General features: G+C 46.9%; 10 protein-coding genes and 1 tRNA gene. 2 read left to right on the top strand and 9 right to left on the bottom strand.

Annotated features, from left to right (window positions below):
* From E4T80_RS09715 to mnmC, 7 genes are all read right to left on the bottom strand, one after another.
* Positions 1–625: hypothetical protein (locus tag E4T80_RS09715; RefSeq protein WP_135057889.1), on the bottom strand; the 625-nt coding region annotated here is incomplete at its 3' end.
* Between the two features lie 17 nt (positions 626–642).
* Positions 643–1,875: a tyrosine-type recombinase/integrase gene (locus E4T80_RS09710; protein ID WP_135057887.1), complete on the bottom strand. Its 1,233-nt coding sequence runs from the start codon at positions 1,873–1,875 to the stop codon at positions 643–645.
* A 307-nt stretch (positions 1,876–2,182) separates the two neighbouring features.
* A tRNA-Ile gene (locus tag E4T80_RS09705) sits at positions 2,183–2,259 on the bottom strand.
* 77 nt (positions 2,260–2,336) lie between these two features.
* A complete protein-coding gene (gene modC, locus E4T80_RS09700; protein ID WP_135057885.1) occupies positions 2,337–3,392 on the bottom strand; it encodes a molybdenum ABC transporter ATP-binding protein ModC in 1,056 nt (351 codons plus the stop codon).
* Positions 3,393–3,400: 8 nt separating this feature from the next.
* On the bottom strand, positions 3,401–4,087 hold the full coding sequence (gene modB, locus E4T80_RS09695; protein WP_135057883.1) for a molybdate ABC transporter permease subunit: 687 nt from the start codon (positions 4,085–4,087) through the stop codon (positions 3,401–3,403).
* A gap of 2 nt (positions 4,088–4,089) precedes the next feature.
* A complete protein-coding gene (gene modA / locus E4T80_RS09690) occupies positions 4,090–4,842 on the bottom strand; it encodes a molybdate ABC transporter substrate-binding protein (protein ID WP_135057880.1) in 753 nt (250 codons plus the stop codon).
* A complete protein-coding gene (gene mnmC, locus E4T80_RS09685; protein WP_135057877.1) occupies positions 4,842–6,842 on the bottom strand; it encodes a bifunctional tRNA (5-methylaminomethyl-2-thiouridine)(34)-methyltransferase MnmD/FAD-dependent 5-carboxymethylaminomethyl-2-thiouridine(34) oxidoreductase MnmC in 2,001 nt (666 codons plus the stop codon). The genes modA and mnmC overlap by 1 nt, the downstream gene beginning before the upstream one ends.
* A gap of 282 nt (positions 6,843–7,124) precedes the next feature.
* Here mnmC and purR point away from each other — a divergent pair, with 282 nt between their 5' ends.
* Together purR and E4T80_RS09675 are read left to right on the top strand one after the other, a co-directional pair.
* A complete protein-coding gene (gene purR, locus E4T80_RS09680; RefSeq protein ID WP_047977905.1) occupies positions 7,125–8,162 on the top strand; it encodes an HTH-type transcriptional repressor PurR in 1,038 nt (345 codons plus the stop codon).
* A complete protein-coding gene (locus E4T80_RS09675; protein WP_135057874.1) occupies positions 8,146–8,757 on the top strand; it encodes a DedA family protein in 612 nt (203 codons plus the stop codon). The genes purR and E4T80_RS09675 overlap by 17 nt, the downstream gene beginning before the upstream one ends.
* A gap of 354 nt (positions 8,758–9,111) precedes the next feature.
* Here the strand turns inward: E4T80_RS09675 and tadA are convergent, their stop codons facing one another.
* Both tadA and E4T80_RS09665 read right to left on the bottom strand, forming a co-directional pair.
* Entirely contained in the window at positions 9,112–9,651 is a 540-nt protein-coding gene (gene tadA / locus E4T80_RS09670; RefSeq protein WP_135057871.1) for a tRNA adenosine(34) deaminase TadA, read from the bottom strand.
* A 310-nt stretch (positions 9,652–9,961) separates the two neighbouring features.
* Positions 9,962–11,752: a DEAD/DEAH box helicase gene (locus E4T80_RS09665; protein WP_135057868.1), complete on the bottom strand. Its 1,791-nt coding sequence runs from the start codon at positions 11,750–11,752 to the stop codon at positions 9,962–9,964.
* Between the last annotated feature and the right edge of the window lie 2 nt (positions 11,753–11,754).

Raw genomic sequence — 11,754 nt, 5'->3', positions numbered from 1 at the left:
TTCCATGCAAAGCATACCAGGTTATTCCCTGTTTAAATAACAAGGAGTTTATCAAAAGATGCAGTGGATCACTTTTCGATGATCTTACTGCATCAGCCTGGCGCATTTTTGCATGATCATTAACAGTTAGGCTGTTTAAACTTTTCTTTGTCATAGATTTTCGATAGCTTTTGTTTGTTATCCTAAACGCTTTTCTGATGTAAAAAAGAGCGATAGCTCCAGCTAGCTCATAGCCTTTAAAGGCTGAAAGCTTTCCCTTATTATCTTTTCTTGTTTTTTCTACTATTTTTATGAAAATTTCGGAAAGGCTAGCAGGTAAAATGCCTTTTCCATTGAAATAATTATTTATATTTTCAATAATTGGGCAATCATAATCAAAGAACACTCCGTTAAAAATAGGGTCTTTATGAGCTAGTTTATATGCCTCTTGTACTAACTTTTCCATTTTTAATTCTTTAGTTACGGTTATTATACAAGCAGAAATACGCTCATCATTTAATAGCTGTAATTTATCCTCTTTACTATGTTCAAAAATTGTAAATAGTTCATCTATTAAAAATATTCCCTTTTTAGGGAAATTCGCATTTGAGATACATTTTGCTTTTAATGAAGTTAAAAAATACATATATTCGCCTTATTTATTTAAAATTTTATTTGCTTTTCACACTTCTCCACATAATCCGCCCACTGTTGCATCACCGCCACACGTTGATCTAAATAGTCGGTGCGGTTATAGGCTTTCCGTGTTTGGTCGGCGATGATGTGAGCTAAGCACGCTTCCACTACGTCATAGTTAATAAGCTGTTCATTGAGATAAGTGCTGGCAATACTGCGTAGTCCGTGAGCGGTGAGCTTACCTTGATAGCCTAATAATCTAATCGCACGGTTGGCGGTTTGTGGGTTCATTGCTTGTTGTGGCTTGAGTTCGCTTTGAAAAATGTAGCGACTATGCCCTGTGATTTTTTGCATTTTTTCTAACAATCCGACCGCTTGCCGAGCGAGGGGAACCGTATGCGGACGTTTACCACCTTTCATTTTTTCAGAGGGGATAATCCATAGCCTTTTCTCAAAATCAATTTCCGCCCATTCTGCCGTTGCTGCCTCTCGTGGTCTTACCATCGTGAGTAATTGCCATTTGATTAAAATCTTGGTTTGTAGGCTAAGGTTGTAATCTCTTAATCGCTCAAGGAATAGGGGTAATTCTTCGGGACGGATAGTCGGGTTGTTCTCGGTTTTCTGCGTGCTGAAATTCGCTGATACATTCACACACTTGTTAAATTCGATGATGTCCGCATTGACGGCATAGTTCATAATTTCATTAAGCAGGCGGATCACACGGTGCAATGTATCGCCTATGCCTTTTTCCTGTAACGGCTCAAGGGCTTTGACGACTAGCTTCGGTGTGATAGAGGAAATCGGCTGATTGCCGAGTATCGGGAACAAATGCTTTTCCAGCCTGCTCCAGTTCTTCTCGATTGTTTTTATTTGGATTTCACCATTGGCGGCATCATTCAGCCGTTTTTGCCGCCACTTATCCGCTACTTTGTATAGCGTATTCTCCCGTTTGTTGATCTCTTCGCTTTCAATCTGCTGCCGGTATGTTTGCGGGTCGATATTTTCCGCCAGTAACGCTAAAAATTCCTCCCGTTGCTTGCGTGCTTGGGCAAGGGAAATATCAGGATATTTTCCCAAGCTCAATAGCACACGCTTGCTAGGTATGCTAAAGGGCTTGTAATAATTAAACCGCCAGAGCTTCGAGCCGTTGGCTTTTACCAATAAATAAAGCCCTTGCCCATCTGAAAGGGTGTAATCCTTTTCTTTGGGCTTGGCTCTCTCAATTTCTGTATTAGTGAGTGGTTTAGTTATACGCGCCAAAAAATCACCTAAATTACATCAAAACTGTATTACCACGGGTTAAAGTCCTGAAAATTGAGCGTTCAATAGCGATATAACTAAAAATTAGACGAACACTTTTCAGATAAGGCATTAAGCCGATTTGGTTATACCGTTTTGGGTTAGTCGGTAAATGTATAACTAAGCATATAACTAAAATCAGCGGTTGTAAACGTAAGAATGCGTAAGAGAACGTAAGAAGAAAGAAGATAAAAATGCTTGAAAGGCTTGATATATAAGGGTAGAGTTGATGAAAACGTAAGAGAAAATAAGACGGGAAAAGTGAAGTTGGTCCCCCTTACCGGACTTGAACCAGTGACCAAGCGATTATGAGTCGCCTGCTCTAACCGACTGAGCTAAAGGGGGATTGATAATTGACAACGATTATAAGGGAAAAGCGTCTGAAAAGCTAGGCGGGGGAAATTGTTAGCCGAAAAAACAAGCTATAGGGAGACGCTTTTGATTTGTACATAAACGGTTTGCCCTTGGGTGAAGTTTAGTTCGTCAAATGCCCAATGGCTAATGCTTGCCCAGATTTTGTGCTGATCGATTTGTACAGCGATATCCACGCGGTCGGTTTGGGGCAGTATTTTGCAAATTTGTCCGTTGAGAATATTGCGGATTGAGCTGTGCTGCGGCGGGCTAAGCGTAAGAGAAATATCCCGACTAGCAAGGGTGATGCGTAATTTATCTCCATTTTGATAACGAGAATTCTGCGGTACCCAAAGGTATTGAGAACCGATGCGTAAGCCGAGCATTTGATAGGCGCTGAGCTGGGTGGCAATCGGGAGTTCCAGCAGGGTGATTTTTTGGCTAAGCGGCTGCCAAGGGGCAAATGCCGCACTGTGCCAGACCTTCTCTGTGGTATCGTGAGCCAGCATTTTGCCGTTATCCATCAGCAAGATATAATCCGCCAATGCAACCACTTCATCAAGATTGTGGGTAACATAAAGAATCGGAATGTTGAGGGTGCGGGTAAGTTTCCCCAAATAAGCCAATAACTCTTGTTTTCGGGGCAGATCGAGGGCGGAGAGCGGCTCGTCTAATAATAAAATATCCGGATCGCTCAACAATGCCCGCCCGATCGCCACTCGCTGTTTTTCGCCGCCCGACAGATGTGCGGGGTAGCGGTTGAGTAAATGCTCAATCCCTAATAATGCCACAATTTGCAGATATTTTGCCGGATCAGACCGCTTGCAACCGTAGTTGAGATTGCCCTCCACTCGATAATGAGGAAAGAGGCGTGCTTTTTGAAACACGTAGCCGACCCGCCGTTTTTCCGGCGGTAAATGAATGCGTTGGTGTGAATCAAATAAGATCCGATCGTTTAAGCGAATACTGCCGCTCGCGCCTTGGCTTAAACCGGCGATCAGGTTGATCAGGCTGGATTTCCCCGCCCCCGAACGTCCTAGTATGGCGGTAACGCCCTTGGCGGCAATGGTTGTGTTCACCGCTAAATGCAGCTCGCCGAGGGATTGTTGAACGGATATTTGTAACATTCTTCTCCCTAATGTGTCCGTTTTTGGCGTTGGGCTAACCATTCCGAGCAGAATAGTGCCGTGAGCGAAATGGCTATCGCTACTAGGCAGAGCCGAGCGGCAGCACGTTCGCCGTCCGGGCTTTCAATGAAGCTGTACAGTGCTGCCGGAATGGTTTGGGTTTGGTTAGGAATATTTGAAACAAAGGTGATGGTTGCCCCAAATTCACCGAGAGAGCGGGCAAAACCAAGCACTGATCCGGCAATAATACCGGAGAGAGAGAGCGGCAGATTGAGCGTGAAGAACACTTTCAACGGGCTTGCCCCTAGGGTGCGGGCGGCGTGTTCGAGTTTCGGATCGACATTTTCAAAAGCCAATCGAATAGCACGTACCATTAGCGGAAAAGCCATAACCACAGAGGCTAACACCGCCCCACGCCACGAAAAGCTGAAAGAGAGGCCGAACCATTGCCACAAATACTGCCCGATTAGCCCTTTTTTCGCCATTAAAATCAAGAGCAGATAGCCGATCACTACAGGTGGCAATACAAGGGGCAAATGCACAATGCCGTTTAATAATGTTTTTCCCCAAAACTGTTTGCGGGCGAGCAACCACGCCACCCAAATAGCAGGCGGCAGCGCCCATAAGATCGCCACGCTAGCGACTTTTAGGCTTAACACAATGGCGGTAAGTTCGGCATCGGAAAAAGAAAACATTGTTATTTCAACGGCTTAAAGCCGGCATTGAGAAAAATTTGTTGTGCTTGAGGCGATGTTAGGAATGCCAAAAAATGCGCAGCTTGCGGATTGTCGCTCACCGTGGCGGCGGGATAAATAATTTCCCCGTAACTTGCCGCAGGAAAGGTGGCGACTCGCTTCACTTTGCGGCTGATGTTCGCATCGGTCGCATAGACAATACCGAGCGGCAGCTCGCCCCGTTCCACATAAGCAAGCACAGCACGCACATCTTTTGCTTTTGCCAATTTAGGCGAAACTTGCGCCCACACACCGAAATATTCAAGGGCTTTTTTCGCATAACGCCCGACGGGAACATTATCATCCCCCACCGCTAAGTAGCCCTCGCCCAAAGCGGCTTGCCAATCAAAATCATCTAGCGTTGAAGGTGTGAGCGGGCTGGATTGCGGGGCAATCAGCACCAGTTCATTTTGCACAAGCGGGGTGATTTGTGCAATTTTTTTCGAACGTTTTTCCGCCAAATATGCCATCCATTTTTGGTCGGCAGAAATAAACAGATCCGCCGGTGCATCTTGTTCAATCTGTTTTGCCAGAGTTGATGAGCCGGCGAAAGAGAAGACAATCTCGGTATCCGGTGCTTGTTGCTTATAGGCATCGCCGATTTGCTGTAACACATTGGTGAGCGAGGCGGCGGCAAATACGTTGAGCTGAGCGGCGAAAGCGCTGTTGGCTAACAATGCAAGGCTCAAAATAAAGTAACACAACCGTTTTTTCATTAAATGGTTCTCCCTTTTATCAGATGACGAATCCAACTGCGGTTTGGCGTGAGGGCGTGCAGAATGTCCTCGCTCAACGGAAGCGGTTCACCGCATATTTGGCTGGCGAGCAGCTCGCCGAGCAGGGCGGCGGTCGTCAATCCCCGCGATCCCAAGCCGGCGACCAGATAAAGAGCAGGGTAGCTTTTGGCTTGAGCGATCGGCATTTTTCGGCGTAACTGATTGTAGAGATTGGCATAATCCGCTTTTTGTGCGCTGAAATCCGGCATTGCCCCCACCATTGGAATGCGATCCCGAAATGCCGCCCGAATACCAATTTTCGCCCGATTGTGCGAGCTATCCAGTTCGTTCACCCAGTCGCAAGCGGTCAGATTTTGTTGAATTTTTGCAAAATTTTGTTGATGTTCGGCGAGGTTGAAAGTGTTATCGGCATTATCCCGCAGATGACTCGCCCCAAGGCAGTGCGTGCCTTGCGCAGATATTGGGGTGAGATAGCCGTCATAGCAGACTACGCATTTCAGCTTGGCTAAGGTGGCGTTGCTCGGCAGTTGGCTAACTTGCCCCCGCACCGGATAGAGCGGAATGCCTTCCGCTTGCGGAAACGCCGTCAGAAGATGACCGTTCGCCAGCACTACGGCTGCGTGGCTGAATGTTTGCCCGTTATGCTGCCACTGCCAGCGTTCGCCTTTATGTTCAAGATGTTCGACCTTATGGTTTAGCACAATCTTTAGCCCTAATTGTTCAAGGTAGGCAAACCCGTTTTGGACTAATTGAACGGGAGAAAGCCAGCCGCTATCCTCTAAAAATGCGCCGCCGTTTTGAACGGGAAGCCCGATTTTTTCACTTAATGTGTTGGCATCGAACAGCTCAAATAGGGCGTTGTCCCAATCTTGCTCCGCCATTTTTTGTAACTTTTTGGCGGTTTTTTCGTTATAGGCATAGAGCGCTACGCCGGAAAAATGATGTTCAAAATCAACGTGTTGGGCAAGTTGTGCCAAACGTTGCTTGGCATAATCGAAACTATGCACATAGAAACGGATATTGCGCTCGTCATCATCGCTTAATTGCGGGTAAATCGCCCCTTGCAGATTGCCGGACGCATTTTGCGCAAGAGCATTATCTTGACAATAGAGGGTAACCTTTTTACCCCGTTCCAGTAGCGACAATGCGACAAAAAGGCTGGCAACGCCCCCGCCAACAATCGCAATATCATCGACAATCGGCTGACGATGAGGGGAAAAATAGGGGTATTGCGGCGGCAGAGGCGTGCTATCCAGCGGTTTTTCTCCCCACAGCATTTCCCGCTTTTTGCCGAAGCCTTTGCGTTTTTTGACCTCAAATCCGACCGCTTGCAAGCCCCGCCGAACATCGCTAGCGGCGGTAAAGGTGGCAAAAGAGCCGCCTTGGGCGGTAAGGCGGAACATTTGGCGGTAAAGCGGCTCACCCCACATTTGCGGATTTTTATCCGGCGAGAAACCGTCTAAAAACCAACAGTCAATGGTGCTGTTGTAGCTGTCGCCCAGTTGGGGCAGATTGTCGGCCATTTCGCCGAACCAGAGGTCGAGATAAATTTCGCCAAAATGGTAACGCTGACAGCCGGTTTGACGAGGCTGCCAACAAGCGGTCAGTTGTTGCGAATAATGTGCAAATTGCGGATAGGCTTGGTGAACCTCAGACAGTTGCGTAGCGGTGAGCGGAAATTTTTCAAACGAGATGAAATAAAGACGCTTTAACGGGCTATCGGGGTAGCTTTGGCGAAAGGCTTCAAAACGTTCTGCAACGGCGAGGAAATTCAGCCCCGTGCCGAAGCCGGTTTCGGCAATCACAAAATAGGCGTTGGTGTGGCGTTGCCATTTTTCCCAAAGCTGATTGCCCTCTTGGAAAACGTAACGGCTTTCAGCCAAACCGTCTTGGGTAGAAAAATAAATATCGTCAAATTGCTCGGAAACTGGAGTGCGGCTGGCATTAAAAGCAAGGGAAGCGAAGGTCAGTTTAGCCATAATCGTCAAAGAAAATGGTGAGTTTGCCCACCATTTTGGTGTTTGAATGGATTGAGATTAGAAAATGTTGATAGCGAATAATACAATCATACCTAATGCACCGGTAACGGCTAACATTGCATAACCAAAAGCGCCCATAATTCACTCCGTAAATCTGTCATTGAAATAAGGTGTATTCTAAAAGGATTTAATAAAAATGCAATCGAAAGCCCCGATTTTGTTTAGGAAATCCGTCATTTTTGGCTATAATGAAGCAATTTTTTGTGATGAAGGACCGTGATTATGGCCACAATTAAAGATGTCGCCAAACTTGCCGGTGTTTCAACGACAACCGTTTCCCACGTGATTAATCAAACACGTTTTGTTTCACAAGAGACAACCAAAGCCGTGTGGAATGCGGTAACCGCGTTGAACTATTCGCCGAGTGCGGTGGCTCGTAGCCTGAAAATCAATACGACAAAATCTATCGGAATGATTATTACCACCAGCGAAGCGCCCTATTTCGCCGAAATTGTCTTGGCGGTCGAAGAGTATTGCTACCGTCAAGGCTATTCGCTGTTTTTATGCAACACGCAAAATGAGGTTGAAAAAATCCAAAATCACTTGGATATGTTGGTGAAAAAGCGGGTGGACGGCATTTTGGTGATGTGCTCGGAATATACGGACAATTCATTGGCGTTGTTTAATGGCTCAAATGTGCCGATGGTGGTAATGGATTGGGCACCAAATGATGAAAAGAGCGATCGCATTATCGACCACAGTTTTGACGGCAGCTATATGGCAACCCGTCATCTCATTGAAAACGGCCACCGTGATATTGCGATCATTGCCGGTCATTTATATAAAACTACTGCCAAAGCCCGCTTTAACGGCTTTGTCAAAGCAATGACGGAAGCCGGCTTGCTCATTCGCGAAGAGTGGATTAAAGAGAACGATTTTGAACCGGAAGGCGGTTATGAAAGTATGAACAGCCTGCTCCGACAAGATAAATTACCGACTGCGGTAGTGTGCGGTTGTGATACCATTGCACTGGGGGCGATTTCGGCGATTACGGAAAAAGGCTTGTCTGTACCGCAGGATATTTCCGTTATCGGTTACGACAACATTCACAGCTCCCGTTTTTATGCACCGCCGCTCACAACCATTCACCAATCCAAAACCCGCTTAGGGCAGATGGCGTTGGACGTTTTGTTAGAGCGGATAAAAGATCAAAGCGGCGAGCATTTGCCGAAAACCTTAGAATTTTTTCCGGAATTAGTGGTGCGTAGTTCCGTGCGTAATTTAAACAACGAAAGGAAAGCAAATGGAATTTCTGATTGAATTTTTCAGTAGCTACGGCTACTGGGCGGTCTTTTTTGTCTTGCTGGCGTGTGGTTTTGGCGTGCCGATCCCCGAAGATATTACCCTGGTTTCCGGCGGCGTGATTTCCGGCTTGGGCTATACCAACGTGCATTGGATGTTAGTCGTGAGTATGCTCGGCGTGTTGGTAGGCGACAGCACAATGTATTGGCTGGGGCGGATTTACGGGGAGAAAATTCTCAACTTTCCGCTTATTCGCAATGTTGCCACACCGGCACGTTTTGCGACCGTGCAAGCCCGTTTTGAAAAACAAGGTTGGAAATTACTGTTTGTCGCCCGTTTTCTACCGGGGCTACGAGCGGTGGTCTATTTGGTCTCCGGCATTACCCGTAAAGTCAGCTTTACCCGCTTCGTTGCGGTTGATTTTATGGCGGCGATTATCTCCGTGCCGATTTGGGTTTATCTCGGTGATTTCGGCGCAAAAAATTTAGACTGGCTGGAAGCACAAATTCACCGAGGGCAGATGGTAATTTGGGTGCTGCTCTTGCTCGGCGGTTTATTTGTCTTTTGGAAATGGAAAAAAGCCAAGAAAACCAAAGCTCAATCGGCGCAGTAGCAGGGCAGAACGACTATATTGGAAAGATAAAAAGGACGCTATTGAGCGTCCTTTTTTATGTTCATTCAAAAAGAGTAAGGCACAAAGATTTCGGCTATTGGCGGATACTTGTGAAAAGATCAATATCTATCGCAGTGTCATACCACCAAACGATTGCTTACAGGTAGGGACACACTGCGTGTGTCCGGATTTTAACCTATTGAAATAATTTGATTTTTATAAAGGACACACGCAGTGTGTCCCTACATTCTGTTAAAATGTCTATTTTTGTGCATTTGCTACATAATACTGGATAATTTTGAAATTATGCGGTTTTATGACGGACGCCGGTGTGGCGTTGCTACAATCATAAAATCAGCCTAAACTGACCGCTTGCAAGGCTTTGAGTGCTTTTTTCTCCGCCCGTCTTTTTTGAAAAAAGCGGCTGATTTTTTCACCGCACTGTGCCGCCATTACCCCGCCTCGAATATGAAGAAAATGGTTCATTTTGTACTCTTCAAAAAAGTGAAAACGGGAGCCGATTGCGCCGGTTTTATAATCCGCTGCACCAAAGACTAACCGCCCCAGCCGACTATGTAAAATTGCACCGGCACACATTGTGCAAGGTTCAAGGGTAACGTAGAGGGTACAGTCGATCAGGCGATAGTTACCCAAACGCTGTGCCGCCGAGCGAATAGCAAGCATTTCGGCGTGTGCGCTCGGATCGGAAAGGCTGATCGAACGGTTCCAACCTTCACCGATGATCTGCCCTTGCGGATCGATCACAACTGCTCCGACCGGAATTTCACCTTCCCGTTCGGCATTATCCGCCAGCATTAAGGCGTGCTGCATTAGAGCATAGTCTTGCTCGCTAAGATGTAGTTCGCAATGATGTTGTTGGGGTTGAATAAACATTTATGATAGAAAAGCTGGTTGATATAGGCGTTGCATACGTTTGAATGGTGGTTTGCAACGCCGTTAATTGTCATTTTACAGCTACTGATATTATTTATAAGTATCTGGTTCAGCCTGAAAAGCGTGGCAAGCGGCGGGATTTGAACGATTTTATGCAAAACCAGGCTCTTATAATATGCCTAGCCTGTACTTTGATTAAATAGACAGCATTTCAACTATTTATACGGACGCTGATATAGCGTCCGTTATCAATTTGAGTTGCTGGTTTGTATTGCAAAAATACCGTCAAACTCACCGCTTGCGTGAGGGGTTAGCGCCGACCTCGCTCGTTAAAACGTTTTTCTTTAAAGCCGCTTTTACGATCACGAAAACCGTGTTCATCACGGCGATCACGTCTGTCGCCCCGTCCTTTGCCTTTTTCATCAAAAGGCGTATTACCGTCCACCGCACCGAGCAACGACATTTGCATCGGTTTGCTTAATACACGGGCTTTGCGGGCAAAATGTTCGACCAAATGCTTCGGCATACCTTGCGGCAGCTCAATCGTCGAATATTTGTCGTGCAATTTGATATGCCCGATATAGCGGCTGCTAATATCGCCTTCGTTGGCGATAGCCCCTACGATATGGCGGACTTCCACCCCGTCTTCACGTCCAAGTTCGATGCGGTAAAGATCCATTGCAATCCGGTTATGTTCACGGTGTTCACGACCGCCACGGCGTTCGGCTGAACGAGGGTTTTCCCGTCCACGTCCCCGTTCGCTGCGGGCAGGGCGGACAGCTGGATCGGGCGGTAAAATCAATTTTTGCTTTTCCTGTAATAGCATCATCATTGCCGCTGCCAGTTCTTCGTGATCTTGATCGGCAGTGAATAAATCTTCCAATAATTCACGGTAAAGTTCTAAATCGTGATGTTCAAGCTGCTGCGAAATGCGGGCTTTGAATTTTTCACGGCGTTTTGCCATTAAAATTTCGTGATTTGGGATCGGCACTTCGTCAATCGGTTTTTTCATTAAATGCTCGATATTACGCAATAAACGGCGTTCACGAGGCTCAACGAAGAGTAAGGCTCTGCCTGAACGACCAGCACGGCCCGTTCGTCCGATGCGGTGGACGTAACTTTCGGAGTCCAGCGGAATATCGTAGTTGATAACAAGGCTGATGCGTTCCACATCTAAACCACGGGCGGCGACATCAGTCGCAATCAGAATGTCCAAACGTCCCGATTTTAAACGCTCTAATGTTTGTTCACGGGCTTGCTGGGTCATATCGCCGTTGAGTGCAGCGGCACGGTAGCCGTGGCGTTCAAGCAATTCGGTAATATCCGTTGTGCCGGTTTTGGTGCGGGTGAAGATGATTGCCGCATCAAATTCTTCCACTTCTAAAAAGCGGAGTAGCGCATCGTTTTTGCGAAAGCTATTGACTAGCCAGTAGCTTTGGGTAATATCCGGTGCGGAACGTTGGGTTGCCTGAATTTTCACCTCTTGCGGATCTTGCATAAAACGGCGGGTAATGCGGCGGATTGGTTCCGGCATTGTTGCCGAGAATAGCGCAGTTTGGTGATGCTCCGGCAGTTCCGCCATTACGGTTTCTACATCATCAATAAAGCCCATTCGTAACATTTCGTCCGCTTCGTCTAACACGATCGCTTTGAGAGCGGAGAGATCGAGCGTGCCACGGCGGATATGATCGAGAATCCGCCCCGGTGTGCCGACCACAACTTGCGAACCTTGTTTTAAGGCCCGGATTTGAATATCGTAGCGCTGACCGCCGTAAATGGTAACCACACGCACGCCTTTCATATTTTTGGTAAATTGTTCGCACGCATCAGCCACTTGAATGGCAAGTTCACGGGTAGGTGCCATCACTAACATTTGCGGGAAACGTTGTGCCGGATCAAGACGGGCTAAAATCGGGAGGGAAAAGGCGGCGGTTTTGCCGCTGCCGGTCTGTGCCATTCCCAGCACATCACGCCCTGCTAACAGATGTGGAATACAGGCTTGCTGAATAGGCGAAGGGGTGATGAACCCCATTTCATTGACGGCATCAAGAATAGATTGAGGTAAGCCGAGATCGGCAAAGGTAAGAGATTGCGTTGTCATAA

The organism is Muribacter muris, assembly GCF_004569585.1.
Taxonomy (GTDB): domain Bacteria; phylum Pseudomonadota; class Gammaproteobacteria; order Enterobacterales; family Pasteurellaceae; genus Muribacter; species Muribacter muris.
Note: the sequence above shows the minus strand (reverse complement) of the source record. Positions and strands in the feature narration are given on the sequence as shown.